Source organism: Curtobacterium sp. MCLR17_054 (assembly GCF_003234335.2).
Classification (GTDB): Bacteria; Actinomycetota; Actinomycetes; order Actinomycetales; family Microbacteriaceae; genus Curtobacterium; species Curtobacterium flaccumfaciens.
Map to the genome: position 1 here is coordinate 2,344,823 of NZ_CP126263.1, position 25,364 is coordinate 2,370,186.

27 protein-coding genes and 1 pseudogene are annotated in these 25,364 nt (G+C 68.4%); 11 read left to right on the plus strand and 17 right to left on the minus strand.

Going from position 1 to position 25,364, the window contains the following annotated elements; translation table 11 throughout:
• The 4 genes from pyrH to DEJ08_RS11140 form a co-directional block, all read right to left on the minus strand.
• Nucleotides 1-720, minus strand: a complete 720-nt coding sequence (pyrH, locus tag DEJ08_RS11125) for a UMP kinase (RefSeq protein ID WP_071406376.1) — start codon at nucleotides 718-720, stop codon at nucleotides 1-3.
• A 127-nt stretch (nucleotides 721-847) separates the two neighbouring features.
• Complete coding sequence (tsf, locus tag DEJ08_RS11130) at nucleotides 848-1,675, minus strand: translation elongation factor Ts (protein ID WP_027465873.1); 828 nt, start codon at nucleotides 1,673-1,675, stop codon at nucleotides 848-850.
• An 88-nt stretch (nucleotides 1,676-1,763) separates the two neighbouring features.
• Nucleotides 1,764-2,681, minus strand: a complete 918-nt coding sequence (gene rpsB / locus DEJ08_RS11135) for a 30S ribosomal protein S2 (protein ID WP_027465874.1) — start codon at nucleotides 2,679-2,681, stop codon at nucleotides 1,764-1,766.
• A 322-nt stretch (nucleotides 2,682-3,003) separates the two neighbouring features.
• Nucleotides 3,004-4,446 carry a sugar porter family MFS transporter gene (locus DEJ08_RS11140; RefSeq protein WP_258367097.1) on the minus strand — a complete coding sequence of 481 codons (1,443 nt, stop codon included), beginning with the start codon at nucleotides 4,444-4,446 and terminating at the stop codon, nucleotides 3,004-3,006.
• 319 nt (nucleotides 4,447-4,765) lie between these two features.
• On the opposite strand from DEJ08_RS11140, the gene DEJ08_RS11145 reads away from it, so the two are divergent.
• Nucleotides 4,766-5,341, plus strand: a complete 576-nt coding sequence (locus DEJ08_RS11145) for a murein hydrolase activator EnvC family protein (protein WP_181439007.1) — start codon at nucleotides 4,766-4,768, stop codon at nucleotides 5,339-5,341.
• Nucleotides 5,342-5,407: 66 nt separating this feature from the next.
• Here DEJ08_RS11145 and DEJ08_RS11150 read toward each other — a convergent pair whose 3' ends face one another.
• The 3 genes and pseudogenes from DEJ08_RS11150 to DEJ08_RS11160 all read right to left on the minus strand — a co-directional run.
• On the minus strand, nucleotides 5,408-6,340 hold the full coding sequence (locus DEJ08_RS11150) for a tyrosine recombinase XerC (protein ID WP_111054716.1): 933 nt from the start codon (nucleotides 6,338-6,340) through the stop codon (nucleotides 5,408-5,410).
• A gap of 25 nt (nucleotides 6,341-6,365) precedes the next feature.
• On the minus strand, nucleotides 6,366-6,626 hold the full coding sequence (locus DEJ08_RS11155) for a DprA-like winged helix domain-containing protein (protein WP_349775360.1): 261 nt from the start codon (nucleotides 6,624-6,626) through the stop codon (nucleotides 6,366-6,368).
• A pseudogene (locus DEJ08_RS11160) lies at nucleotides 6,624-6,827 on the minus strand (DNA-processing protein DprA); the annotation flags it as partial. The gene DEJ08_RS11155 and the pseudogene DEJ08_RS11160, both read right to left, overlap by 3 nt.
• 28 nt (nucleotides 6,828-6,855) lie before the next feature.
• On the opposite strand from DEJ08_RS11160, the gene DEJ08_RS11165 reads away from it, so the two are divergent.
• On the plus strand, nucleotides 6,856-8,340 hold the full coding sequence (locus tag DEJ08_RS11165; protein ID WP_111054714.1) for a recombinase family protein: 1,485 nt from the start codon (nucleotides 6,856-6,858) through the stop codon (nucleotides 8,338-8,340).
• Between the two features lie 26 nt (nucleotides 8,341-8,366).
• Here DEJ08_RS11165 and DEJ08_RS11170 read toward each other — a convergent pair whose 3' ends face one another.
• The gene (locus DEJ08_RS11170) at nucleotides 8,367-9,197 is read right to left on the minus strand and encodes a TIR domain-containing protein (RefSeq protein WP_111054713.1); all 831 of its coding nucleotides are present in this window, start codon (nucleotides 9,195-9,197) and stop codon (nucleotides 8,367-8,369) included.
• A 135-nt stretch (nucleotides 9,198-9,332) separates the two neighbouring features.
• On the opposite strand from DEJ08_RS11170, the gene DEJ08_RS11175 reads away from it, so the two are divergent.
• The 8 genes from DEJ08_RS11175 (at nucleotide 9,333) to DEJ08_RS11210 (ending at nucleotide 17,348) form a co-directional block, all read left to right on the plus strand.
• Nucleotides 9,333-9,983 (plus strand): DUF308 domain-containing protein, encoded by a 651-nt coding sequence (locus DEJ08_RS11175; protein WP_111054712.1) that lies wholly within the window; start codon nucleotides 9,333-9,335, stop codon nucleotides 9,981-9,983.
• A 655-nt stretch (nucleotides 9,984-10,638) separates the two neighbouring features.
• On the plus strand, nucleotides 10,639-11,277 hold the full coding sequence (locus DEJ08_RS11180) for a hypothetical protein (protein WP_111054711.1): 639 nt from the start codon (nucleotides 10,639-10,641) through the stop codon (nucleotides 11,275-11,277).
• Nucleotides 11,278-12,220: 943 nt separating this feature from the next.
• Nucleotides 12,221-12,898, plus strand: coding sequence for a hypothetical protein (locus tag DEJ08_RS11185; RefSeq protein WP_146248505.1), 678 nt, complete (start codon nucleotides 12,221-12,223; stop codon nucleotides 12,896-12,898).
• A complete protein-coding gene (locus tag DEJ08_RS11190) occupies nucleotides 12,895-13,161 on the plus strand; it encodes a hypothetical protein (RefSeq protein ID WP_111054708.1) in 267 nt (88 codons plus the stop codon). The genes DEJ08_RS11185 and DEJ08_RS11190 overlap by 4 nt, the downstream gene beginning before the upstream one ends.
• Nucleotides 13,162-14,078: 917 nt before the next feature.
• Nucleotides 14,079-14,477 carry a hypothetical protein gene (locus DEJ08_RS11195; protein WP_146248504.1) on the plus strand — a complete coding sequence of 133 codons (399 nt, stop codon included), beginning with the start codon at nucleotides 14,079-14,081 and terminating at the stop codon, nucleotides 14,475-14,477.
• Nucleotides 14,474-14,812: a hypothetical protein gene (locus DEJ08_RS11200; protein ID WP_111054706.1), complete on the plus strand. Its 339-nt coding sequence runs from the start codon at nucleotides 14,474-14,476 to the stop codon at nucleotides 14,810-14,812. Before DEJ08_RS11195 ends, DEJ08_RS11200 begins: the two co-directional genes overlap by 4 nt.
• Nucleotides 14,813-14,884: 72 nt before the next feature.
• Complete coding sequence (locus DEJ08_RS11205) at nucleotides 14,885-15,256, plus strand: DUF7169 domain-containing protein (protein ID WP_111054705.1); 372 nt, start codon at nucleotides 14,885-14,887, stop codon at nucleotides 15,254-15,256.
• A 481-nt stretch (nucleotides 15,257-15,737) separates the two neighbouring features.
• Nucleotides 15,738-17,348, plus strand: a complete 1,611-nt coding sequence (locus DEJ08_RS11210) for a hypothetical protein (RefSeq protein WP_111054703.1) — start codon at nucleotides 15,738-15,740, stop codon at nucleotides 17,346-17,348.
• 581 nt (nucleotides 17,349-17,929) lie between these two features.
• Here DEJ08_RS11210 and DEJ08_RS11215 read toward each other — a convergent pair.
• The 8 genes from DEJ08_RS11215 to rplS all read right to left on the minus strand — a co-directional run bounded on the left by DEJ08_RS11215 (nucleotide 17,930) and on the right by rplS (nucleotide 23,561).
• On the minus strand, nucleotides 17,930-18,736 hold the full coding sequence (locus DEJ08_RS11215; protein ID WP_111054702.1) for a DNA-processing protein DprA: 807 nt from the start codon (nucleotides 18,734-18,736) through the stop codon (nucleotides 17,930-17,932).
• Complete coding sequence (locus DEJ08_RS11220) at nucleotides 18,736-20,259, minus strand: YifB family Mg chelatase-like AAA ATPase (protein ID WP_111054701.1); 1,524 nt, start codon at nucleotides 20,257-20,259, stop codon at nucleotides 18,736-18,738. The genes DEJ08_RS11215 and DEJ08_RS11220 overlap by 1 nt, the downstream gene beginning before the upstream one ends.
• Nucleotides 20,256-20,645 (minus strand): YraN family protein, encoded by a 390-nt coding sequence (locus tag DEJ08_RS11225; RefSeq protein WP_111054700.1) that lies wholly within the window; start codon nucleotides 20,643-20,645, stop codon nucleotides 20,256-20,258. The genes DEJ08_RS11220 and DEJ08_RS11225 overlap by 4 nt, the downstream gene beginning before the upstream one ends.
• A gap of 151 nt (nucleotides 20,646-20,796) precedes the next feature.
• A complete protein-coding gene (locus DEJ08_RS11230) occupies nucleotides 20,797-21,147 on the minus strand; it encodes a histone-like nucleoid-structuring protein Lsr2 (protein ID WP_017888250.1) in 351 nt (116 codons plus the stop codon).
• Nucleotides 21,148-21,264: 117 nt separating this feature from the next.
• On the minus strand, nucleotides 21,265-21,588 hold the full coding sequence (locus DEJ08_RS11235; protein ID WP_017888251.1) for a DUF2469 family protein: 324 nt from the start codon (nucleotides 21,586-21,588) through the stop codon (nucleotides 21,265-21,267).
• A 45-nt stretch (nucleotides 21,589-21,633) separates the two neighbouring features.
• Nucleotides 21,634-22,341 carry a ribonuclease HII gene (gene rnhB / locus DEJ08_RS11240; protein WP_111047084.1) on the minus strand — a complete coding sequence of 236 codons (708 nt, stop codon included), beginning with the start codon at nucleotides 22,339-22,341 and terminating at the stop codon, nucleotides 21,634-21,636.
• Nucleotides 22,338-23,081, minus strand: coding sequence for a signal peptidase I (gene lepB / locus DEJ08_RS11245; protein WP_027465880.1), 744 nt, complete (start codon nucleotides 23,079-23,081; stop codon nucleotides 22,338-22,340). The genes rnhB and lepB overlap by 4 nt, the downstream gene beginning before the upstream one ends.
• A gap of 123 nt (nucleotides 23,082-23,204) precedes the next feature.
• The gene (rplS, locus tag DEJ08_RS11250) at nucleotides 23,205-23,561 is read right to left on the minus strand and encodes a 50S ribosomal protein L19 (protein ID WP_017888254.1); all 357 of its coding nucleotides are present in this window, start codon (nucleotides 23,559-23,561) and stop codon (nucleotides 23,205-23,207) included.
• 168 nt (nucleotides 23,562-23,729) lie between these two features.
• Between rplS and map the strand changes: the two genes are divergently transcribed.
• Nucleotides 23,730-24,521 (plus strand): type I methionyl aminopeptidase, encoded by a 792-nt coding sequence (gene map / locus DEJ08_RS11255; RefSeq protein WP_111054699.1) that lies wholly within the window; start codon nucleotides 23,730-23,732, stop codon nucleotides 24,519-24,521.
• 149 nt (nucleotides 24,522-24,670) lie between these two features.
• On the opposite strand, the gene trmD is transcribed toward map, so the two are convergent.
• Entirely contained in the window at nucleotides 24,671-25,363 is a 693-nt protein-coding gene (gene trmD / locus DEJ08_RS11260) for a tRNA (guanosine(37)-N1)-methyltransferase TrmD (RefSeq protein ID WP_027465882.1), read from the minus strand.
• Nucleotide 25,364 lies beyond the last annotated feature (1 nt).

Genomic DNA, 25,364 nt, shown 5'->3' on the forward strand with positions numbered 1-25,364 from the left:
TCAGTTGCTGACGACGGTGCCGATGCGCTCGCCACGGATCGCGGCCTGGACGTTGCCGTCGCCCTCCATGCCGAAGACGTGCATCGGCATGCCGTTGTCCATGCAGAGCGAGAACGCGGTGGCGTCGACGACCTTGAGGCCCTTGAGCAGCGCGTCCTGGTAGGTCACGTGGTGCAGCTTCTCGGCGGTGGCGTCCTTCTTCGGGTCAGCGGTGTACACGCCGTCGACGCCGTTCTTGGCGACGAGGACCTCGTCCGCCTTGATCTCGAGCGCACGCTGCGCCGCCACCGTGTCGGTGGAGAAGTACGGCAGTCCGGCCCCGGCGCCGAAGATGACGACCCGGCCCTTCTCGAGGTGCCGCTCGGCGCGCCGCGGGATGTACGGCTCGGCGACCTGGGTCATCGCGATGGCGGACTGCACGCGGGTCGCAGCGCCCGCCTGCTCGAGGAAGTCCTGCAGCGCGAGTGCGTTCATCACCGTGCCGAGCATGCCCATGTAGTCGGCTCGCCCGCGGTCCATGCCGCGCTGCGAGAGCTCGGCTCCGCGGAAGAAGTTGCCCCCGCCGACGACGATCGCGATCTCGACCTCGCGCGCGGCGACGGCAATCTCCTTGGCGATGGTGCCGATCACGTCGGGGTTCACCCCCAGGGAGCCGGCGCCGAACGCCTCTCCCGACAGCTTCAGCAGAACGCGGCGTCGTCCGGTCTTCTCGTCGGTCATCTGGTCCGCACCCTTCGTCGTGGTCTCGTGGAAATGTACTCGCGGATGTGTCGCGCGCGTGTCGTGCCGGCGCGCGCGAAAAACGGGGCCAGGAACCTGGTTGGTTCCTGACCCCGTCACGGGTTCGTTACGCGCCGACCTTGACGCGGGCGAAGCCCTGGATCGTGATGCCGGCGTTCTCGGCGGCCTTCGCGACGGAGATCTTGTTGTCCTTCGCGTAGTCCTGGTCGAGGAGCGACACCTGCTTGATGTAGGCGTTCACCCGGCCCTCGACGATCTTCGGGAGCGCAGCCTCGGGCTTGCCCTCTTCGCGCGTGATCGCCTCGACGGTCGCACGCTCCTTCTCGATGGCCTCGGCCGGGACCTCGTCGCGGGTCAGGTACGTCGGGTTCGCGAACGCGACGTGCTGTGCGATCGAACGTGCCTCGGCGGCGTTGTCACCCTCGTACGCGATGACGACGGCGATCTGCGGCGGCAGGTCCTGGCTGGTCTTGTGCAGGTAGATCTCGAAGGCCGAGCCCTCGACACGGCGGACCGTGCGGACCTCGAGCTTCTCGCCCAGCGCGGCAGCCGACTCGTTGACGACCTCGAGGACGGTCTTGCCGTCCAGCGGTGCGGCGTTGGCGGCAGCGACGTCGGCGGCACCGGCAGCGGCGACCGCGCCCAGCACCTTGTCGGCGAGGGTCGTGAACTTCTCGTTCTTCGCGACGAAGTCGGTCTCGCTCGCGAGCTCGACGACCGTGGCGGCGCCGTTCTCGGAGGTCGCGACGACGACACCCTCGGAGGTGGCACGGTCGTCGCGCTTGGCGACGGCCTTGGCACCCTTGATGCGGAGCAGCTCGACGGCCTTGTCGTAGTCGCCGTCGGCCTCGACGAGCGCGTTCTTCGCGTCCATCATGCCGGCGCCGAGGTCCTCGCGGAGCTTCTTCACGTCAGCAGCGGTGAAGTTTGCCATTGACTGGAGTCCTTTCTGGACTGTACGTGTGTGGAGAGTGGAGTGCAGTCGGGGCGCCGGACCCGGTGGGGTCCGGCGCCCCGGCGACTCACTCGGCGGGGGTGGTCTCCGCGGCTGCCTCGGCCTCGGCCGTCGGCTCCGCGTTCTTCGCCTCGTCGGCGATCGGCTCGCCGATCTCCTTCGCGGCGACCTGCGCGTCAGCGTCGTTCTCCTCGACCGGGGCGGCGGGCGCCTCGGTCGTGGCGGCGGTCTCGCCACCGAGGAGCTCCTGCTCCCACTCGGCGAGGGGCTCGCTGGCCTCGTCCTCGTCGCCACCGTTGTGGCGGGTCTTCAGGCCCTCGGCCGCGGCGTCGGCGACGATGCGGGTCAGCAGACCGACGGAGCGGATCGCGTCGTCGTTGCCCGGGATCGGGTACGTGATCTCGTCGGGGTCGCAGTTGGTGTCGAGGATGCCGATGATCGGGATACCGAGCTTCTGCGCCTCGTCGACGGCGAGGTGCTCCTTCTTGGTGTCGACGATCCAGAGCGCGCTCGGGGTCCGCGTGAGGTTGCGGATACCACCGAGGGTCTTGTGGAGCTTGTCCAGCTCGCGCTTCTTGATGAGGAGCTCCTTCTTGGTGAAGCCCTTCGTCGTGTCGTCGAAGTCGATCTCCTCGAGCTCCTTCATGCGCGCGAGGCGCTTGGAGACCGTCTGGAAGTTCGTGAGCAGACCGCCGAGCCAACGCTGGTTGACGTACGGCTGGCCGACGCGGGTCGCCTGCTCGGCGATGGAGCCCTGCGCCTGCTTCTTGGTGCCCACGAAGAGGATCGTGCCACCGTGCGCGACCGTCTCCTTGACGAAGTCGTACGCGCGGTCGATGAAGGCCAGCGACTGCTGCAGGTCGATGATGTGGATGCCCGAGCGCTCGGCGAGGATGAAGCGCTTCACCTTCGGGTTCCACCGACGGGTCTGGTGTCCGAAGTGGACGCCGCTGTCGAGCAGCTGGCGGATGGTGACGACGGCCATGTGCCGTCCTCCTTCTGTGTTCTCGGCGCGCAGCCGTGCTCTCGCACGTCGCTGCGGACCTGTTGCGGTTGTGTCGATCACGACCGTCGGTCGTGGTCCCTGGTGTCCTGGCACGCGACCGCCCGCTCGTGAGAGCGGGACCGGTGGTCGGGTACCGAGCCCGTGAGGGCCTGGTGGACACGCGAAGTCAGCGCGCATCAGCACGCTGCTGGATAGATGCTAACAGAAGGGAGGCCCGGATCACGCGCGCCTCGCGGCTGACGTGATCCGGGCCTCCTGTCCGGCGATCCGTGCGGGACGGACGCGGTACGCGACCGGCCGATCAGGCCTTGGCGTCCACCGTGTCGCCGTCGGCGGAGATGCCCATCTCCTCGAGCGAGCGGCCCTTGGTCTCCGGGATCTTGGCGATGACGAAGAACAGCGACAGCAGCGCGAACAGCGCGTAGATGCCGTAGGTGACCGTCAAGTTGAAGCCCGAGAGCACCGGGAACGAGATCGTCACGATGAAGTTCGCGATCCAGTTGGCGGCCGAGCCGATGCCCAGCGCCGTGGCGCGGATGCGGTTCGGGAACATCTCGCCGAGCAGGACCCACATGAGCGGACCCCACGTTGCGCCGAAGGACACCACGAAGAGGTTCGCGAAGATCAGCGCGATGACGCCCCACGAGCCGGGGAGGCTCGGGCTGCCGTCGACGATCGTCGCCTGCGAGAACGCGATGGCGACCATGGTGAGCGAGACGAACATGCCCGCGGAACCGGCGACGAGCAGCGGCTTGCGGCCGACCTTGTCGACCAGGAAGATCGCCACGAAGGTGACGGCGACGTTGACCACCGAGGTGATCGTGGAGATGAGGAACGAGTCCTCCTCCTTGAAGCCGACGGCCTGCCAGAGCGTCGTCGAGTAGTAGAAGATCACGTTGATGCCGACGAACTGCTGCAGCACGGCCAGGATGATGCCCACCCAGACGATCGGCTGGAGCCCGAAGCGGTTGCCCCGGATGGAGCCCTTCTTCTCGTTCGCTTCCTTCTTGATGCCGTCCTGGATCTCCTCCAGGCTCGTGTTCACGGTGTCGCGCGGGACGATCTTGCCCATCACGACGCGCGCATCGTCAGCACGGCCCTTGGTGAGCAGGTAGCGCGGGGACTCCGGCAGCGTGATCGCCAGGACGCCGTAGACGACCGAGGGGATCACCCCGACCAGGAACATCCAGCGCCAGGCGGCCAGGCCCCAGACCTCGGCCGAGGCGCTGCCCGCGGTGACGGCGAAGAGCTGGTCGGACAGGAGCGCGGCGAAGATACCGAGCGTGATCGCCAGCTGCTGGAACGAGGCCAGCCGCCCGCGGATCGCCTTCGGGGACACCTCGGAGATGTACGCCGGTGCGATGACCGAGGCGGTACCGATGCCGAGACCGCCGACGAGACGCCAGATCACGAGGTCCCACGTCGCGAACGCGAACGCCGAACCGATCGACGAGACGAAGAACAGCACGGCGGCCCAGAACATGATCCGGGTGCGGCCGTAACGATCGGCGAGGCGGCCGGCGAAGTAGGCGCCGAACGCGCAACCGATCAGGGCCGATGCGACCGCGAAGCCGCTGGCCGCGTCGGAGAGGTTGAACTCACCCTTGATCGCGTCGACGGCGCCGTTGATGACGGACGAGTCGAAGCCGAACAGGAAGCCACCGACCGCCGCCGCGATGGCGAACAGGGTGACCTTCCCCTTGAACGCACGGTCTTCGCCGTGCCCGGTGGTCGTGGTGGACACGATGCTCCTGGGTTCTGCCGCCGTGCAGTTGTGCAGCACGGTGCCCCGGCGGTCGGCTGGTTCGCCGTCCGAGCGGCGTTGCGTGTTCCGGAGCGGCCCCGACTGTACTCCTCGCTCGGGATCTGGTCATAACCGGGGCGTGATCGGGACGGCGCGGGGCTTGCGCGCCGACGCGGAACGACACTGTCGCCGTCGTACGACGTCGGTTCTTTCGTTTCCGTCCTCGGCACGTTCCTCCCCAGGCCTGGAGGCGCGACTCCCCCTCCACGGATCGCCCCCGTCCGCCCCGGGGCCGGGTTCCACTGCCCAGGCTGGGGACATGCGATCGAGTGCGCGTCCCGTCCTGCTGTCCGTGGTGTGCGCGGCGGTGCTGGGCGGGACGGCGGTGTTCGGTGCCGCGCCGTCGACGGGAGCCGGGGTGTCGGTGGGCGCCGGGGCGTCGCTGGGCACTGCCACCGATTCGGGCCGGGTCGAGTCTCGCTGGATCTGGCCCACGGGATCGCGGGTGGTCGAGCGCGCCTGGGAAGCACCGTCCTCGGACTACACCGCCGGCCACCGGGGCCTCGACGTTCCGGCAGCCCTCGGCAGCACTGCCTCGGCGGTGGACGACGGCACCGTGGCGTTCGCCGGCGCGGTCGGAGGCCGCACCGTCGTGACGATCGACCACGGCGACGGACTGGTCAGCACGCTCGACTCGGTGACACCCCTGGTCGCCGCCGGGGACGAGGTCGTGCAGGGCGCGCCGGTCGGCCGTGTCTCGGTCGGGCACTGTCCGGCCTCGGCACCGTGCCTGCACCTCGGTGCTCGCGTCGACGGTCGCTACGTCGACCCGATGGCGTACCTGCCACCAGCCGAGTGGCCGGTGCTCCTGCCCGAGTCGGCCTGGCCCGGGTGAGTCGAGCCGACCGGAAACCGATCGGAAGCTGACCGGGAACCGACCGGGACGCACGTCGGCCCACCGTCAGGCGCGCGGGTGCGCCGTCCGGTAGACCTCGCGCAGCCGGGCCGACGACACGTGCGTGTAGATCTGCGTCGTGCCGAGGCTGGCGTGACCGAGGAGCTCCTGCACCGCGCGCAGGTCCGCTCCCCCGTCGAGCAGGTGCGTCGCCGCGGTGTGCCGGAAGGTGTGCGGCCCGCTCGGGCCCTCGCCCGGCAGATCACCGAGCAAGCGCGCCACCACGCGGTAGGCACTGCGGACGCCGAGTCGGGCGCCACGGTCGCCGAGGAACAGCGCCGCGCCTACCGGTCCCTCCGCCCGTGCTGCGAGGGCGGGCCGTCCGCGCTCGAGCCACGCCTCGAGTGCGTCCCGCGCCGGAACCCCGAACGGCACCACGCGTTCCTTGCCGCCCTTGCCGAGCACCCGCACGGTCAGGCGTCCGCGATCGATGTCGGTCACGTCGATCCCGACGAGTTCGCTGACCCGGATCGCCGCCGCGTACAGGAGCTCGACCAGGGCCAGGTCCCGCAGCGCCGTCGGGTCGTCCGTCGCCGCTCGTGCACCGAGCCCGTCGAGCAGGACGCGCACCTGGTCGGCCGACACGACGCGGGGAAGGTGCGCCCCGCCCTTCGGTGCACGGAGCCGGACCCCGGCGTCGGTCGTGGTCACCCCGGTCTCGCTCGCCCAGCGCGTGAACGCCCGCACGGACGAAGACCGCCGAGCGATCGTCGACCGGGCGAGCCCCCGGTGGTCGGCGTCCCACAGCCAGTCACGCAGGAGCTCGAGCTCGACGTCGGCGATGCGGTCAACGCCGCGACCCTCCGCGAAGGCCACGAGCTGCTCGAGGTCGTTGGCGTACGCGCGCAGGGTCTGCTCGCTGAGGCCCCGCGCGTGCCGGGCGTGCCCGAGGAAGGCGTCCACCGCCACCACCAGTCGACCGTCCGTCCGCGCAACCACGACGTCAGCGTACGGCTGTCGACCGTCATGCCCGGCCCCACCCGCCGCCGCTCGCGACGACGAGTCCCTGCAGCTGCGCCAGGGCGAGCGCGTCGGCGACGTCGGCAGTCGACATGCCCGCCCGACGGGCGATCTCGGCCTCGGGCAGAGCGCGACGACCGAGCGCGTCGAGCACCCGGAGCACCTCGGGGTCCTGCCGACCGGACAGGAGCGGTTCGTTCGGCACCGCTCCCCCGCTCGTCCCGGTCGCCGGTCTCGCCGCCGCGACCGGATCCCCGGGGTGCACGACGATCTGCGCCCGTCCCTGTGCGATGAGCCGGTGGCACCCGACCGATGCCGAGGACGCGAACGCTCCCGGGACCGCGAACACCGGCCGGCCGAGCTGCGCTGCGTGGTGGGCGGTGTTGAGCGCCCCGGACCGGGCGCCCGCTTCGACCACGACCGTGACGTCGGCCAGCGCGGCGATCAGCCGGTTCCGCGCAAGGAACCGGCGAACAGACGGCTACGCTGATCCCATGCCCCTCGCCGCTCTATACGCCCGTCAGTCCAAGGAGAACGACGAAGGCATCGACCGCCAGGTGCGGCGCACCCGCGCCCTCGCCGAGGCTCGCGACTGGCAGATCGCGGCGGAGTACAGCGACAACGACGTAAGCGCATCTAAGCCCCGCGGGCCGAAGTCTGGTTGGGCTGCCATGCTCGCTGCCGCAGAGGCCGGAGCGTTTACACACGTCGTCGCCGTGGACCTCGACCGGCTCGTGCGGTCCCAGGCCGACCTCATTCGGCTGATGGAACTGAAACTCGCCGTCGTGACGGTCGACGGTGAAATCGATCTGTCCACGGCCGACGGCGAGTTCCGCGCCTCCCTGGGAGCGTCGCTCGCACGGTTCGAGGTGCGCCGCAAGGGTGAGCGCACTCGCCGCGCAAACGAGGACCGGCGGCTCAAAGGCAGGCTTACGCCGGGGCGGCGACTGTACGGCTATGAGACCGACGGCACGACGCCACGCGATGCCGAAGCGGCCATCGTCCGCCGCGTCTACGAACATGTCGCCGAGGGTCGCTCCGTCTACGGCATAGCGAAGGCGCTCCGCGACGAGGGCGTGCCGTTCACAACGGGCAGCGCCGAGTCATGGCTTCCCGCCCGCGTGCGGGACATGATCCTCAATCGCCGTTACAGCGGGCAGGTGTTCGCTCCCGTCGGCACGACCGAAGATCTCAAAGGCTGGCAGCGTGTCCAGCAGCGGCGCGATCCCACCGCGTGGATCGCGGGCAACGTGCCGGCGCTCGTCGACGATACGACCGCTGAGCAGGCGCGGGCGGTGCTGAGCGACCCAACGCGCAGGACAACGCCGGGACCGGCACGGCGGCACCTACTGAGTGGCATCGCTGTGTGTGGCGAATGCGGGGCGGGGCTCAAGCAGGTCCACGGTGACTATCGGTGCTCAGTCGCCTCCGCGCACCCGACGATCCGCGCCGCCATGCTCGAAACGTTCGTCCGGGCTGAGGTCGTCTACGCGATGGCGGCCGGTGGCCCGGGCATCGTGCAGGGCGCCGCGGACGCCTCCGGCCTCACCCAAGCCGTTGCAGCCTGGCGCGACAACGAGGCCCGCCAGACCGAGGTGCAGGAACGCGAGCGCATGGGCCTCCTGTCCAAGGCTGTCGCCGTCCAAGAGCTGATCGCATTAAGAGAGGAACGGGACGCCCTCACGGTGACGCTAGAACGCCTCCGGACTGAACAGTCCGCCGCGGGGGTTCTAGTGGGCCTGGCGACCGAACTACTCGACGGGCTGCCGGCCGCGTACGCAGCGCTGGGCCGCCAGGGGGCGGATATCCGCCAGCAGGTAGCGGAGCGTTTCGATGCGCTCGACCTAGATCAGCAACGCGAGGTTGTGCGTGCCGCCGTGACGGTGCAGGTCGACCGCGGGCGCGGCACGGGACGGGTGCGGGTGCAACACCTGCTCGCCGAGCAGTTCAATCCCAGCGACGCGGTTGTTGGCAACTGACTGACTCAGCGAACCAAGCATCGAGCCTAGAACGGGGCAGGACTGATCGAGTCCTTCAGACTCAACCTCGTTCCAACTACGCGAAATCCCGTGTTCGTGGTGAGCCAAATTCGCCCACCCTCGTGCGAAACGTCGACTATCTCTCCACGGACGCCTCCCTCGTCAAGGAAGTACTGCCCGACCCACTCTGTCTCCAGCTCTGAAATAGGGCTTGGACGATCCACGTTTCGTGCTGCCCGCTCCTGATGACCAGATGAGACGACCGACTGTCCGAAGCGCATCTCTCGCAGCATGTCGAGCACTTCGTCAAGCTTCGCGTCAGCACTGCGAGTCTTCTTGGGAGTGGTGGCAGCCGGCTCGCCGCCGGATTCTGCCGCCGCAACCGCCTTGGCGGTGTCCGTGGCAAGACGTTCCCACTTCTCGTTGAACTCGTCCTCTAGACGGCGATCGTCCAGTGGCCTGTCAGCCGCACTGTTGATGGCCTTCAACAGCTTCAACATGTCAGCTTGATCAGTGAAGTTCGTCATCTGGAAGTTCTTGATCGGGCCGTCATAGTCGGCCGTCTTCATGCCTACGAACACGGCGCATAGCTTCTTCATGTTGCCGTGCCGGAGAGTTCGAAGCGCTCCGGCCTCGTAGTTCAACCAGGCAGAGTTCTGATTTTGCGGCGTGAGAAACAGCACGCCAACCCGTGCTTCTGCGAGGTTCCGTTCGATGGCGTCGAACCAGACGTCGCCCTTCTCCGTGTCACTGGAGATGAAGGGCTCGCACTCCTGGATCACCCGCGGCAACCAGTCAGCGAACACCTCCGCGACGGTCTTGCTCGCACTCTTGGACCAACTGACGAAAACTCGCACGTCACGGACTCTAGCTCAGGCATGACCGGCACTCGGCCCCCGATGCGGGCGGGATAGCAGGAGCAACGGGGTACAACTGGGTTGCCCCCTACTTAGGGGATTCACAGATTCGCATATCTCTGACATTTTGTCGGCATGAGCAACGCGCCCGAGCAGTACCAGTACCCCCAGAACGGACAGCCGAACCCGTACCAGCCGCCGCCCGGGCATGTCCCGGACCAGCACCGCCGCGGCAACCCCTTTGGGCTCGTCGCACTCATCATCGGAATCGTTGCGATCATCGGGTGCGCCATCCCGATCGTCAACAACGTGTCCATCGTCCTCGGCGTCATCGCCGTGGTGTTTGCCATCGTTGGCCTGATCGTCAAGTACCGCCGACGCGGCCTCGCGATCGCCGGACTCGTGCTCGGCGTCCTGTCCGTCGTGGTCGGCCTGTCGACGCAGGCGCTGTACTCATCGATGCTGGACGGCGTGGGCGAGGCGTTCTCGTCGGCGTCCGCCGAATCGTTCGACAAGGAGCACACGGTCACGATCAAGATCGAGGGTGATTCGACCGACGCGAACCTGAGCTACACGACCGATGGCGGGTCGGAAGAGGTGGCCAACCCCACGCTGCCGTTCTCCAAGGAGTTCACCGTCAAGGGAAGCACCTTCGGTTCGGCCACTGTGACCAACGGTCAGACCGGGAGCACCGTCACTTGCACGGTCTCCGTGGATGGCAAGCAGGTTTCAAAGAACACGTCGAGCGGCGAGTACGCGAGCGCGTCCTGCGACTACAACGACTAGATCAGTACAATCGCTAGCACAAGGCCCTCATGCTCATCACTGAGCGTGGGGGCCTTGTCGCGTTGCGCCGGGGTGTGCCTGCCGGTGCGGCGGGTTGCGATCCGCGGGGTGAGCCTGAGGGAGTGTAGTTTTGGCCCCCACATAGTATCTATCCCGACCACTCTAAAACTCTTTCTACCTGTCTCCACTTTCTAGGAAAAAGTTTCAAGAGTAGGGCATAGGTTCTACTTCCTCCGGAGAACTACACTTCCAGCGCGCCGGACCGCCGCCAACGACCGCGCCACCTGGCGCAACCATCTCGGGTTCGCTGTGGCCCCAGGGTAATGGCCCCCTCGGTGTAGTATATTAGTGCATAGGTGATGCGTTTAGCTTCACCTGTCAGCGGGCGTTCTGCCTCGGCCTTCGAGCCGCGGCCGCCCACACCGCAGGTTGCCGTCTGCTCTCCGGCAATCCGCGTAGCCAAGTAGCCCCCTCGCACTGATCCGCGAGCCGGGGCTACTTGGCGTTTCCCAGAGAGCGCACATAAGAGAGCAGCCACCGTGAACCAACTTGACGCCCTAGACGCACGCCTCGAACAGCTTGACGCTCGTCTCGCCGCCTTCGACCAGCGCCTGGCCGCGGACCTGACCCGCCTCGCGACCATCGGTGCCACCCGATGACCGCGATGACGATCGCCGACGCAACCGCCGCGGCCGAGGCCCGCATGGTCTACGAGGACTTCATCGATGACTACTTCGAGGATGACCCGGACATCGTCGTGAAGGTCGCCAACCTGAACGCCGCGTTTGTCCGCAGCCCACGGCACACGTGGTCATCCGACTCGTCGTATGTCCGGGACATGCTCGACAGTCCGCACAACCAGCTCCCGCGCGAAGACCTCATCACGCAGCAGGCAGGCCACCGAGCGGCCTACTCGCCCGCCGAGCGCACCCGACGCTTAGAAGCTCTCGCCGGCACCGACCACGAGTCGCACCCGGACCGTGAGTACCAACTGTTCTGGCGTGACGGCTGCCGCTGGCTCCGCCTCGCACCGATCGACACCGCAGCGGCACCCGCGCCCCGGCCCACGCTCACGCAGTACGTCCGCGCAACTGTTGAGCGGGCCCGCCAGCCGAAAGACCGGCCGATCCTCTTGTCCCGCCTCTACGCCACGATCGCAGACAGCTACGCCGCGAACTACGGCGTGCGACCGAGCCGCCGCGACATACGCGACGCGCTCGACCTCGCACCGCAGTGCTCGCGCTCACGCCGAGCCGCAGGCATCCACCTCGTGATCTGGGGGACTGACCGGTGAGCCGACCCACCATCTCAGAGCAGTACATCGACTGCGCGGCCTGCTTCGAGAGGCCTGGCGGCGACTGGCAGCCAGCCAACACGGCCACGCGCACGTACAGCGGCTCCATCTGGCTCGCTGGCGTCGAGGTCGCCCACGGACCCATGTGGGTGTGCCCGACCTGCTACAAGCGGCTCACAAAGCGCGACAAGCGCTTGGCCGACCGCATGGCCGCGACCACCGCCTAACCCAACCCAACCCAACCCAACCCAACCCCAACACATCGCCCCCGGAGGTGCGCCGTGCCATTCCCCTCAACCGCCACGGTCACCCGCGGGCGTGCCTACCTGCCCGACGGCACCTTCGTCGGCGCTGTCTGCCGCATCTGTGGCACCGAGACTGCACCGGACGACCTGGTGCGCAGCCGCCGCGAACTGACCGGTCACACGACCACGTGCCGCCGCTGTCATCGTGAACGCAACGCCGCCACGGTGCCCGCTGCACGCTCGGCGTACCGCCAGCGCACGCCCGCGCAGATCGACGCCGATTGGCTCCGACTCCGGACCCCGACCGGCGGGCTCAAGGTCTGCACTGTCTGCCACACCGCCAAGCCGCGTGAAGCGTTCGCCCGCAACCGCGCGATGCCGGATGGCTCGTCTAGCGAGTGCCGCGCGTGCACAGCGGCAGCGCAGAAGGCCCGACGAAAGCCCTAAGACCCGCTGGGCATCGCTGACAGGCCCGATGCCTAGCACCGCGGTAGCTGCCGTCTCGTCGGTAAGGCAGCCACCGCCCGGCCGGTGCGCCTGTGCTCTTTGGATTGTCGTCCCACAGGTTCACCGGCCCTCTCTCTTCCCTTCCCCGCACGTCCGCGCAGCTCGCCGCGGACGTGCTCCCGCGCAACTCCATTGCGAGCCACTAGGCGAATCGACCCACAGAGGCGACGCCAGCGAAAGGGGTCACCACCGTGACTCAGACCAACGACAAGCCCATGACCGCAGCCGACCGCGACAAGCTCGCGACCCAGAACAAGCGGGCCTACCGCGAGACCATTTCGAACGCACGCGCAGAAGCGACCATCGAGCTGGAAGACCTGCGCGGCAACTCCCGCAAGCCCTTCGATGACGCGAAGGCGGCATTGGACGCGGCGAACGCTACCGAACGAATCGCGCTCGGCAAGGTGCGTGCCCTCCAGGGCAACCCGGCGCAGTTCGACCGCAGCGGCGATGGCCCGCATGTGCCGCTGCGCGGTCCCGGCGTCGATCCCCTGGAGTTCGACAAGGCAGTGCAGGAGCACAAGGCTGCCGAGTACGCAGTGCGCCGAGCATCGAGCGCTCACGGCGCCGCCTGGACTGCCTTCAGGGAGGGCCGGAACGTGAGCAAGACCGCCGCCGAGGCTCGTGCCGACATCGAGGCAGCTCGCGATGCCGCGCACGCGGACTTCCTCGACAAGATCGCAGAAGCCGCCGCCGCCGCACAGCGGCTCCAGGTGCTCAGCGGGGCCATCGGCGAGGGCATCGACTTCGTGCTCGGTGGAGGTACTAACGTGCTCCAGCCGCTCACCGACATTGTCCCCAAGGTTGAGGACGCCCTCGTGACGGCGTATGCGCGCCGCAGCCGCATCGAATCGGAGATGGGCAAGTGACCGCCGACAACAGCCGCGCCGCGGCCATTGCACGGGCCGTTCTCGCGCAGGCCGAGTACGCCGAACCCAAGCCGTTCACCTCGCTTGGCTACGGCGCTCAGCAGGTCATCGCTGGGCAGGCCGCCGCGCAGGACAAGGACGTAGACACGTACTACGCCGAGATGGTCGCGGAGGCTCGCGCCGAGCACGACCGCGCGGTCGCTGAGTCCGCAGCCTCCGACGACGCCGCCGCCCTCGTCGCGAAGATTCGAGGCAACCGGTGAGCCGCACAGACCGCAACGGGGCTCCATTGAAGCAGCGCCAGCGCACCGCAGAGGACCGAGCGTCCGACCCGCGGCTCCGTCACGTCATCCCCAACGGCTTGGCACCTGCGATGCCGGCGGACGTGCTCGCTGCCGTCCTGGCACGTAGCACGCGACCTGAGGCAGCAGCACCCGAGCCCGAGCCCGAGCCTCAGCCCGAGCCGGAGTCGGTTGGCCGTGCACGTGCGCGCGCGATGCGCACTAGCTGGCGTGTCGAGTGCGAGGCATGCGGGCGCTTCACCGACGCACCGTCGAGTAAGCCAGTGCGTCGCCCGCGGTGCGCCACCTGTGGACCCGCGCCGGTCAAGCGGCAGCGACGACGGGTGGCCCCCGATGCCGAGGTCCACGCCTACATCTAGACACGAGGTACCCCGGTGTCAGGCCCCACGCCCTTGCACCGGGGTACCCCGGCATACCCCGGGCACTGCCCCGTATCCCCGACTGCCCCGCATCCCCGCGGCGTGGGTAGTCGGGGCCCGGGGTGCGTGGCCTGTGCACACAGGTGCACACCCCGGCACCACCCACACCGGGCACTACCCACTACCCCCGCCACCGCGTACCACGTGGCCAGTGCCGTGGGTCACATGCTGAGGCAGGGGGCCGGGCTCTAGGCCATAGGGCATAGGGGGTGGGCCGGTGCCATGCGACCGCGAGAGGCGATGCCTAAGCATCATTCGATCAATGATCAATCGTCTTCGTGACGATGAGCGTCGCTGTGCACGGCTGCACCGGCGGCATTCCCGGCGACACCCCCTGGCCACCCCCTTCGCGACCGAAGCGGCACAGCATGCCCCGGTGTGCACCGAAGCGCAGCCCATTTTTGGCCCGCGAGCCGCCCCCAACCCTGCACACAGCACCCCTCACCCGAACGGAACGTCTTGACCGACTCACTTCTCATCACAGACGGCGCACCAGAAGCCGTGTTCAACGCGGACGAGTGGCAGCTGCCGGAGCACTGGACTCCTGCCGCGCGTGACGCCGTGCACAACGTCCTCAAGGCGCGTCCCGACCTCGACGGCGGCGACGTTGGCGCGCTAGAGCAGGCCGGCGAGCTAATTAGCCTAGCTGACGGCCTAGCTGACGTAGCTCGCGCCGCAGGGCTCGTCTCCACCGGCAGCACCGGGCAGGTGACCGTGCACCCCGCCGTCACCGAAGCTCGTTTGGCCCGGACCGCTGCCGCCGCCATCCTGGCCAAGCTCAACCCGGCGAACGCCGCAGCCGCACAGGCACGACGTGCCGCCAACCTCGTCCGCGGCCCGCAGCGCGGTGACAGATGATCCGCGACGAGCGGCCCCTGCCGCAGCGAGCGATTACGCTCCACGTCCTCGACAACAAGGGGCCGTTGCCCGACCTCGTGATCGCACGTCAGCCGCGAAGCGGCGACGAGGCCGCAGCCGCCGCGCTCGCCTACGCCGACGAGCACGCGCCGTCACCCGCGCGTTGGGAAGCGACCGCCCGCGCCGCGTACCGCGCGCTCGTCGCCCACGACGGTGCCGCGATGATCAGCGGCCGAGCCGTCGAGTACCCGTCCTACGGCATCGGGCTCGCTGACTTGCAGGCGCGCATGCGCCGCGAGCCGTCCGCCATCGACCGGGCCCTGGCGACCCACTGACCTGCTGCCGGGGCATTGTCTCGACGGCGCCAGCCAACATATTACCGTACAGACATCAGAGAGCCAACACACTTGACCAACACAGACACCGCTGCCGCCCCCGGCAAGCTCACGAACCCGACACTGCACCAGTCGGCCAACCTCGTCATGAACCTGCACTATCTGCTCGGCACTGCTGCCGAAGTGCAGTGGCAGCGCTCGCGCACGATCTCACCGGACCACGCGTCCGCGGAAGTCATCATCGACGCAGCGCCTGCAAGCTCGCGTCACGTGATCGGCAGCGTCACCGATCCCACGTTCGACGCGGCGACTGATCCCGCTCGGCTCGCGCTCCGCGCCGCTGTCAAGGACGCCGAACGGGTGATGGCAAAGCAGCACGCTGCGATGCAGGAAGCCGCCGCGATTCTCGACGCTGCCCTGACCCGCTGGAACGGTGGCGCGTAGCGCCCTCAGCGCCATTCTCCGGCCATTTCACGGCCACCATAACAAACCATATCAAAGTCCCTGTAATCGGCCCCCACGCGTCGATACAGGGGCTTTGTCGTACCGAAAGGGGCAAAACCTTGCCCACGCTATTCGTTCGCGGTCGTCGCATTGACGTCGACCCCGCTGCACTCGTCCGCGCACTCCCGATGGCACAGGCCGGATATCCACCGGCCACATTCCTCTACGCCGTCCTTGGCGACAAATTGCGCGCCATCCTCGCCACCGAACCCGGCGACGCGACGCTCCAGGAAATCGCCGCAATGCTCATTGACGACAGCACCGGCGAGCCCTGGCCAGAGTCCTACGCGGCGTCAGACACCGACTCAGACGCTCTCTAACGGCCTTTCCCGGCCGTCCCACCCAACTACTCACGCCCTTGTGCAAATGCCCCCTACGGGCCGCACAGGGGCGTTTCCTATGCCCGAAAGGTCAGTCAACCTTGCCTAACGAATTAGAGCAACTCGCCCGCAAGATCCAATCGCTCGAAGACCGGATCGGCTCGCGCAACGCAACCCAGCTTGACAGCTCGACCATTGACGTCGGCGATGACGATTCCCTCGTTGTCTCCGACGTTATGGCCGCGGCCAATGAGGTCGCCACCGTCGCAATCCCCGGGCTTCAAGAGGCACTAGACCTCAACACGGCGCGACTCCAGGAGAACTCTGAGGCCGTCGCTGCCGCGCTCGACGCGGTCGACGTTGCGATGGAGCTCGCGAACGCAGCCGAAGCAGCAGGTATCGCCGCGGGCGAGGAAGCGTCAGCCGCTGCCGACGACGCTCTCGAAAAGGCGCAGGAAGCCCTGGACGCAGCCGCTGCCGCGGGAGGCGGTGCGACCTACTCCGGCACTGCGCCCGCGCCCGGCACCCCCGGTACGCCCGGGCAGCAGTGGTTCGTATGGGACAGCAACTACAAGATCACTGCCTACTACGTCTATGACGGCCCAACCTCGACTTGGGTCCAGACAGCGATCACGGACTCCGTTCTCGGCAATATCTCCGCGGGGTCGATCACGTCCGGCTACCTCGGTGCCGAGCGCATCGCCGCGGCCTCACTCACCGCCGCGGTTCTCGCTGCTGACACCCTGACCTCTCGCGAGATCGGCGCTGACGCTATTCTCGCGCGGAACATCAAGGCCGCGGAAATCACCGGCACGAAGATCGCCGCCGCAACGATCGCAGCGGGAAACATTGCCGCGAAGACCATTACCGCCGGGCAGATTGCCGCGGGCACTATCACGGCCGGCGAGATCAAAGCGGGCACGATCACCGCCAATGAGATCGCCGCTGGTACGATCACCGCAACGCAGATCAACCTGGACACGCTGAATGGTAAGACCATCACTGGTGCTGTCATCAAGTCTGCCGCCTCGGGGCAGCGTCTCGAAATGCGCGGGACGCGACTTGACGTCTACGGCGCGGGCGCGTCGGTTGCCGCGTCGGTTGTCGGTATCCCCGGCGCCGACAACAACACCAGTGCAATTCAGCTCACTGCGCGCGACTCGACGAGTGCTGTTGCAGCCGTGAATGTGCACGGTGCGGTGACGTTCACGCCGCTCAGTGGCCCGTCGTGCACGTACAACATGACGCTTGACTACGGTCTGAACGCGACGCACGTATTCGCGACGCGGGTATTCACCCGTACGTCCAGCATTCTCCCCGTCCTGGTGATCGACGGCACTTCCTCCGGCGTTGTCGTCACCGCTGACGACTTCCGCACCGCGGACGGTAGTTCAATCAGCTCGGACACGGGATGGAAGAACCTCACCCTCCAGAACGGCTGGGCGAACCAGTCCGGCACGCGCCTGCGATACCGCATCAAGGCCGGGGTGTTCTATCTCCAGGGCTACCTGAACAGCGCCAACGCCACGGCCACGACGTTCGCCACCATCCCGTCCCAGTACACGCCGTCGCAGAACATCCGCGTGCCGGCGACGAACGGGACCGGCTCGTCTGGAGTGTGGATGGACTTCCCCGTCGGTGCGGACGGCACGCTCGCAGCCAACACCTCGCGCAACCCCAACTTCGCCGTGTCCTGGCCGTTGGACTCGTAACCCTTCCCGCGCACAAACAAAGGCCCCGGCCGTCCTCCGCTACATGCGGGCGACGAGCCGGGGCCCTTTCGTCGTTGCTGGGTTGCTAGTGCAGCAGAACCGCGACGAGGGCAACGACGGACGCGGTCAGGCGCATCAGCGCGGTAGCCGCGCCGAGCACTACGGCCCAGCGGGGTGCGGGTGAGGTAACGTAACGTCCCAAGCGTTCTCCAGGAGTGCTTGCGGGACCTGATGCTGGCAGGCGGTGGTCCCTGTATGAGAGCCGGACCGGTTGGTTCGGCTCTCTTACGTTAGGTCCGGCTGAGTAGCGTCCGCGACCGCTTAGACATGCCCATGTCAAAGTTGCGCGGCGGCAGATCCCACACACCCCGCACGAAAAACGTCCGCACAGCACCATGCGAGCACATTGGGCGTTACTGGTTGATTCCGAGCGCTGTTCGATGCCACAGGGCATGTCGAAAAAAGTGCCTCAAAATTAGTCCTCACGTCGGGCGTGTCGCGCGCCTGAACGGCGCAAGCTCGCACGCCTTCCGGAGCGCTGCAGCCAGCTCGCAGCTGTACCGCAAAGGGCAGACCGGCGGCTAACCGTCTAACCCGCGTTTCCTTGCGAGGAAACGCCACCGCGTCGGTCGCGTCCCCGGAGCCGACTCGGCGAGCAACGCTCCCTGCCGCGCCACGTTGTGGAGCAGCTGCGCATTCCCCACCGGGTAGAGCTGGTCGATGCCACCGGCCAGGACGGCGACCGTGGGCGTCCCGGCGGCGACGGCGACACGGTGCGCCACCGCGTCGATCCCGTAGGCGCCCCCGCTCACGATGAGGAATCCCGCGTCCGCCGCCGTCGAGGTGATCTCCGCCGCGGCCTCGGCACCGGCCACCGTGTTCGCCCGGGACCCCACGACCCCGAGCGCCGGCATCCCGTCGCCGAGGCGTGCACCCGTGCTGCGCGTCCAGAGGACCACCGGGGCGTGTGGCCCGAGGTCGTCCATCGCGGGCGGCCACCCGTCGCTCTCGGGGACCAGCAGTCCGGCACCGACCGCGCCAGCCGCCGCGAGCACGTCGCCCACCTCGACAGCGGCCAATCGGGGCCGCCAGCGTTCCACCGCGGTCTGCAGCACGCCGAGCAGCACCGCTGGGTCCTCCGCCCCCGGCACCTCGGCGTCGACGCAGCATCCCAGCAGCGAATCGAAGTCTCCGTCCGCGGCGAGCAGCACCGCACCGAGCGCACGCTCGGGTCCGAGGCCGGTGAGGAGCTCTCCGGCGACGGAGTCCCCCGGTTCGACGATGGCCGACCACGCGACCCGCGCCGCGGCCTGCACCGGATCCACCGCGGCACCGCTCGGCCCGAGCAGGCGCGCCACGGTGTCGAGGAGCTCCGTGCCCGCCGGCATCACAGCGCGCTCCGCAGGGCCAAGGCGCCGCGGACGTGCGCACCCGTGGGCCGCTCCACCGCGTCGAGGTCGGCGAGCGTCCACGCCAGTCGCATCACACGGTCCCACCCGCGCATCGTCAGGGTCCCGAGGTCGAGTGCGCGGTCGAGGTCAGCCGTCGACCCGGGTTCGATGCGCCCCTCGGCTCGGAGCCACGTCCCGGTGACCTCGGCATTGCGCGTCCATCCTGTGCCGTGCAGTCGCTCCGCCATGCGGGCTCGTGCTGCCGCGACCGCCGCACGCGCGACCGCCGTCGTCGGGGTGCTGCCGTCCGCGTCCCGCATCCGACCCGTCGTCACCCGGGGCACCAGCACCCGGATGTCCATCCGGTCGAGCAGCGGCCCGGACATGCGGCCGAGGTACCGGCGGACGGTGCTCGGCGAGCACTCGCACGGCTGCCCGTGCGCACCACCGGCGTTGCCGCACGGGCAGGGGTTCGCCGCCAGGACGACCTGGCAGCGTGCGGGGAACTCGGCCGCTCCCGCCGCACGGTGGATCGTGATCCGCCCGGACTCGAGCGGTTGCCGGAGCGCGTCGAGCACGGCCCGCGGGAACTCCGGTGCCTCGTCGAGGAACAGGATGCCCCCGGTGGCGCGCGACACGGCTCCGGGGCGCAGGACCCCGGATCCGCCGCCGATGAGCGAGACCGCCGACGCGGAGTGGTGCGGGGCTTCCCACGGTGGCTTCGTGCTCCACGACGCGGGACCCAGCCCGGCGACGGACCGGACCGCGGCGACCTCGAGCGCGGTCTCGTCGTCGAGGTCGGGCAGCAACCCGGGCAACCGTTCGGCGAGCATGGTCTTGCCCGCGCCCGGTGGCCCGAGCAGCAGTGCGTGGTGTCCCCCGGCCGCCGCGGCGATGAGTGCTCGGACGCCGACCGGGTTCCCCACGACGTCCGACAGCTCGGCTACGGGACGCGGCACAGCGGTGACCGGGACCGGCAGCACCGGGTCGACCTCGACCGTCGGTAGGAGCGCCCCGGCGTCGATCGCCGCCGCCCGCAACGAATCCACGCCCCGGATCCGGACCCCGCCGACCACACGGGCCTCGGTCAGGCTGCCGACGGGCAGCACGACGCGGTCCACACCGGCGTCGCGCGCGGCGATCAGCATCGGGATCACGCCGGGGACCGGACGCACCCGCCCGTCGAGGCCGAGTTCGCCGATGTAGACGATGCGCTCCGAGACGTCCGGCGCGAGACCGGCACCGGCGAGCACGGCCATCGCGATGGCGAGGTCGAACCCCGAACCGCGTTTCGGGATCGCCGCAGGGGTCAGGTTCACGGTGATCCGGCGGGCGGGCAGCGGACACCCCGCGTTCGCCGCCGCTGATCGCACACGTTCCCGTGCCTCACCCAACGAGGTGTCGGGCAGACCGATGATGCTGAACGCCGGGAGCTGACTGGTCAGGTGCGCTTCGACCTCGATCCGCCGACCGGTGACCCCGAGCAGCGCGACCGCGGCAGCGCGACCGATGCCCGTCACAGGACACCAGCCAGGTGCTCGACGACCGTGCGGGGCCCGTCGACGTGGACCGCGACGACGTCCACCCGGACCGCGCGCGCCGAGACCTCGGGATGCGCGTCGAACCACTCGGGCACGAGTCGTCGCATCCGGGTGAGCTTCGCCGCCGTGATCGCCTCGAACGGGTGACCGGTGGCGGCACCGGAACGGGTCTTCACCTCGATGAATGCGAGCGTGCAGGAATCCCACGCGACGATGTCGATCTCACCGCGGGCACATCGCCAGTTCCGCTCGAGCACGCGGAATCCCCGGGTTTCGAGCCAGGCCACCGCTCGTTCTTCACCGAATCGTCCGAGTCGGCCGTTCCGGAGCGACCGCCCCGGTGCTCGTTGCACGTCTTGTTCCATGTCGTTGCCTCCACGACAACGATCTCCGGAACGAACACACCGATCGGCGGAGTCGGAGAGTCTGTGGAATCAGCGCGGGCGAATTGCCCCTGTGGAGGAAAGAAGAAGGACCCGGGTGATCGAGATCACCCGGGTCCTGCTGCGACGAGCGTCAGTGCGCTGCTGCGTAGGCTTCCTGCACCTGCGTCGAGATGCGCCCGCGGGAGGAGACTTCGTACCCGTTCTCCTTGGCCCACTCGCGGATCTTGCCGAGTTCTTCGGAGTTGCCGCGCTTCGGGGCGGACTTCGGCGCGGAACCGCCGCCGGTGCGACGACCGGAGACCTTGCGCGCTGCGGCGATGTAGTCGGAGATCGCCTCGCGGAACTTGTCGACGTTGTCGTTCGACAGGTCGATCTCGTACGACGAGCCGTCGAACGCGAATTCGACCGTCCGGCCTTCACCGGTGGTGATGGGGGAATCGTCGAGGTCGTCGACGAGCTGGACGGTGACCTTCTGTGCCATGGGGTGCTCCTGTTCGTGGGGCGGTTATTTCCCCATCAGAATAGCGCGCACAATTCACTGACGGTCCGGATCAGCGGCGATTCACCGAGAAAGAAGCAGGAGAAAGGAAATTGACGATCACTCGTCGAGTGCGAGTTCCTTCGGCAGTTCGAGTTCGCGCGTCGTGAGTTCCTCGACATTCACGTCCTTGAACGTGAGTACCCGGACACCCTTGACGAACCGGTCGGAACGGTAGACGTCCCAGACCCAGACGTCGTTCATCGTCAGTTCGAAGTAGAAGTCGTGCTCCGTGTCACGGCGCACGAGTTCGACCTCGTTCGCCAGGTAGAAACGGCGCTCCGTCTCGACCACGTAACGGAACTGCGACACCACGTCGCGGTACTCGCGGTACAGGGCCAGCTCGACCTCGCGGTCGTAGTCGTCGAATTCGTCCTCATCCATTGCGCCCACAGTCTACGGCGACGGAGGCCCGTGCGGACGACGGGCTCAACCGGCGAGGGCGTCGAGTTCGTCGAACCCGTCCAGCGCGACGCTCGAGGCCTGGTGCAACCAGGACTTCCGGTGCAGCGCGTGCGCCCCGATCGCCCGGATCGCGTCGTAGTGCGCCGTCGAGCCGTAGCCCTTGTTCGACACCCATCCGTAGTGCGGAGCCTCGTCGTGCGCGGAGATCATGAGCGCGTCACGAGCGACCTTCGCCACCACCGACGCCGCGGCCACCGAGGCGCAGTCGCGATCGGCCTTGACCCGGACGACGACCTCGAGCGGATCGGCGGCCGGACGGAGCGACGTGGGCAGGGCGCGGCTCAACCAGTCGAACGAGCCGTCGAGCACGACCACCGCGCCGTCAAGGGACACCCCGTCGGCGACCAGGGAGCCGAGCGCCTGCGCACCGGCTGCACCGAGAGCGGGCACGATGCCCTGCTGGTCGACGAAGTCCGCCGACGCCATGCCGACCGCCGTGCGTGCCCAGCGCTGCACGACGGGCACGAGGTCGGTGCGGCGCGCTTCGGAGAGCAGTTTGGAATCAGCGAGTCCCTGGGGCACACGACCGATGTCGAGCGTCACCGCGGCCACACCGACGCCGACCGGACCGGCGATGGCGCCACGGCCGACCTCGTCCATGCCGATGACCGTCACGCGGCCCTCGGCGAGCAGACGCTTCTCGACCCGGAGCGACGGACGGACGGCGGTCACTCGTCGCGCTCCTCCACGCCGGCGAACACCTCGGGGTGGTCGTCGAGCCACGTCCAACGGCTCGCCGGCCACGAGATGACGAACGCGCGGCCCGTGACGTCGGACATCGGGACGAAGCCCTTCGACGGGGTGTCGCCGTTGTACCGGGAGTCCTTCGAGTCGTTCCGGTTGTCGCCCATCACCCAGATGGTGCCCTTCGGCACGGTGACCGAGAAGTCGGTCGCCGAGGCCGGGGCGCCGGCGGGGAGCTTCAGGTACGGCTCCTTGATCGGCACACCGTTCACCGACATCTGCCCGAGGTCGTTGCAGCAGGACACCTTGTCACCGGGCAGACCGATGACGCGCTTGATCAGGTGGTCGTCGCTGTCACCGGTGCCGAGACCGACCTGGGTCAGCGCCCAGTCGATGGCCTTCGCGGGCTGGGTGTCCGGCGTGACGCTCGGCACCTCGGACCCGGTCAGCCAACCGCCCGGGTCCTTGAAGACGACGACGTCTCCCCGCTTCAGCGCCACGGCGCCGGGGACGAGCTCGTTGACGATGACGCGGTCGTTGATCTGGAGCGTGTTCTCCATCGACGCCGACGGGATGTAGAACGACCGGATCAGGAACGTCTTCACCAGGAACGACACGAGCAGTGCCGCGATGAAGATGATGACGAGGTCGCGGAGGAATGTGAGGACACCGTTCCGTTGCTTCTCGGCACGTGGCCTGCGCCCGGAATCCTCTGTCGTGTCCGTCATTTCCGCTCTCGTTCGAACCACTGACTCCCCGCAAATGGGAAGAGCCCCCCGTCGATGCACAACCGTACATGGACGAGGGGCTCGCAGCGGCGTCCGGCTCGCGGACGTTCACTGTGAAGGCGATCAGGCGTCGCGCTTCTCCTTGATCTTGCGGCGGGCCGCCTTGCCGCGGAGCTCGCGCAGGTAGTAGAGCTTCGCACGACGGACGTCACCCTTGGTGACGATCTCGATGTGGTCGATGATCGGCGAGTGCACCGGGAACCAGCGCTCGACGCCGACCTGGAAGCTCACCTTGCGGACCTTGAAGGTCTCGCCGATGCCGTGGCCCTGACGGCCGATGACGACTCCCTGGAAGACCTGGATACGCGAGCGCGTGCCTTCGATGATGTTGACGTGCACCTTGATGGTGTCGCCGGGACGGAAGTCCGGGACGTCGGTACGCAGCGATGCTGCGTCGACGTTGTCGAGGAGCTGGCTCATGGTGGGTTTCACTCTCTGCGGACGCGCACGGGTCGCCGCGGATCGAAGGTTCGGAAAGTGGTGGTGCGTGCCCGGTGTCGGCGACTCCCCCGTGGCAGAGTCCAGCCAGGGCACAGCGTTCAATACTGCCACAGAGAGCGCGGGAGACAAAACGACGAGGATGGACCCATGATCGAACTCCGCACCCCCGCAGAGCTGGACGGACTGCGCGTCGCCGGTCGGTTCGTGGCCGACGTCCTCGACGAGCTGCTCGAGACCGTCGACGTCGGCGTCAACCTGCTCGACCTCGACCGCGTCGCGGCCCGGATGATCGCCGAACGCGGGGCGGAGAGCTGCTACGTCGACTACCACCCGTCGTTCGGCATGTCGCCGTTCGGCAAGAACCTCTGCACCTCGGTCAACGACGCCGCCCTGCACGGCCTGCCGCACGACCGCACCCTGCAGGACGGCGACCTGGTGAGCCTGGACTTCGCCGCGAGCGTGGACGGCTGGGTCGCGGACTCCGCCGTCAGCGTCCAGGTCGGCACGCCGCGCGACGAGGACCAGGCACTGATCGCCACGGTCGAACGGGCACTGGCCGCCGGCATCGCCCAGGCGGCTCCCGGCAACAAGCTCGGCGACGTCTCGCACGCCATCGGTCACGTGGCGCACCAGGCCGGTCACGACGTGAACCTGCAGTTCGGTGGGCACGGCGTCGGTCGCACGATGCACGGGGACCCGCACGTGCCGAACGACGGCCGTCCGGGTCGCGGCCTGAAGCTCCGGCCGGGTCTGGTCGTCGCGATCGAGCCGTGGCTCATGCAGACCACCGACGAGCTCTACCAGGACGACGACGGCTGGACGCTGCGCAGTGTCGACGGCTCGCGTGCCGCGCACGTCGAGCACACCGTGGCGGTCACCGAGGCCGGCCCCGAGGTCCTGACCCTGCGTCGCGCCCAGCGCGCCGACCTGACCGTCTGACGGACTGGAGGCACGGTGCGGGCCCGCCCCGTGCCTCCAGGCAGACACGGCGGGGCCGGTTTTCGTGCTCAGCGACAGTTCACGCGGAACGAACCGCGAGGAGTGTCGCTCAGCCCGAAACTCGTCCAGCCGGCAGACGCGCCAGCAGATCAGGCAGGCGGCAGCAGGTCCGGACGGACGCGCCGCGTCCGCTCCAGCTGCTGCTCGTGCCGCCAGGCACCGACGCGGGCGTGGTGCCCGCTGAGCAGGACGTCGGGGACGTCGAGGCCGCGCCACGACGCGGGCTTGGTGTACGAGGGGTACTCGAGCAGGCCGTCCTCGTGAGACTCCTCGACCAGCGACTCGGGGTTGCCGACGACGCCGGGGACGAGTCGACCGACGGCCTCGATCATCGCCATCGCGGCGACCTCGCCGCCGTTCAGCACGTAGTCGCCGAGCGAGAGCTCGACGACGGTGGCGCGCGACGACGCCCACTCGAAGACGCGGGCGTCGATGCCCTCGTACCGCCCGCAGGCGAACACGAGGTGCTCCGACGTCGACGCGAGCGACCGCGCGATCGACTGCGTGAAGGGCGTGCCGGCCGGCGTCGGGACCACCAGGGTCGACGAGCCGTCGGGGCGGAAGAGCGCCTCGAGCGCCTGCGCCCACGGCTCCGGCTTCATCACCATGCCGGCGCCACCGCCGTACGGGGTGTCGTCGACGGTGCGGTGTCGATCGGTGGTCCACGACCGCAGGTCGTGCACGTGCAGGTCGAGCAGCCCGCCGGAGCGGGCCTTGCCCAGCAGGGACACGTCGAGCACGGAGAAGAACTCCGGGAAGATCGTGACGATGTCGATCCGCACG

Excerpts from the sequence above, each read along its gene's own strand:
- pyrH (WP_071406376.1), bottom strand. The coding sequence starts at position 720 with ATGACCGACGAGAAGACCGGACGACGCCGCGTTCTGCTGAAGCTGTCG.
- tsf (WP_027465873.1), bottom strand. The coding sequence starts at position 1,675 with ATGGCAAACTTCACCGCTGCTGACGTGAAGAAGCTCCGCGAGGACCTC.
- rpsB (WP_027465874.1), bottom strand. The coding sequence starts at position 2,681 with ATGGCCGTCGTCACCATCCGCCAGCTGCTCGACAGCGGCGTCCACTTC.
- DEJ08_RS11145 (WP_181439007.1), top strand. The coding sequence starts at position 4,766 with ATGCGATCGAGTGCGCGTCCCGTCCTGCTGTCCGTGGTGTGCGCGGCG.
- DEJ08_RS11165 (WP_111054714.1), top strand. The coding sequence starts at position 6,856 with ATGCCCCTCGCCGCTCTATACGCCCGTCAGTCCAAGGAGAACGACGAA.
- DEJ08_RS11175 (WP_111054712.1), top strand. The coding sequence starts at position 9,333 with ATGAGCAACGCGCCCGAGCAGTACCAGTACCCCCAGAACGGACAGCCG.
- DEJ08_RS11180 (WP_111054711.1), top strand. The coding sequence starts at position 10,639 with ATGACCGCGATGACGATCGCCGACGCAACCGCCGCGGCCGAGGCCCGC.
- DEJ08_RS11200 (WP_111054706.1), top strand. The coding sequence starts at position 14,474 with ATGATCCGCGACGAGCGGCCCCTGCCGCAGCGAGCGATTACGCTCCAC.
- DEJ08_RS11215 (WP_111054702.1), bottom strand. The coding sequence starts at position 18,736 with ATGCCGGCGGGCACGGAGCTCCTCGACACCGTGGCGCGCCTGCTCGGG.
- DEJ08_RS11225 (WP_111054700.1), bottom strand. The coding sequence starts at position 20,645 with ATGGAACAAGACGTGCAACGAGCACCGGGGCGGTCGCTCCGGAACGGC.
- DEJ08_RS11230 (WP_017888250.1), bottom strand. The coding sequence starts at position 21,147 with ATGGCACAGAAGGTCACCGTCCAGCTCGTCGACGACCTCGACGATTCC.
- DEJ08_RS11235 (WP_017888251.1), bottom strand. The coding sequence starts at position 21,588 with ATGGATGAGGACGAATTCGACGACTACGACCGCGAGGTCGAGCTGGCC.
- lepB (WP_027465880.1), bottom strand. The coding sequence starts at position 23,081 with ATGACGGACACGACAGAGGATTCCGGGCGCAGGCCACGTGCCGAGAAG.
- rplS (WP_017888254.1), bottom strand. The coding sequence starts at position 23,561 with ATGAGCCAGCTCCTCGACAACGTCGACGCAGCATCGCTGCGTACCGAC.
- map (WP_111054699.1), top strand. The coding sequence starts at position 23,730 with ATGATCGAACTCCGCACCCCCGCAGAGCTGGACGGACTGCGCGTCGCC.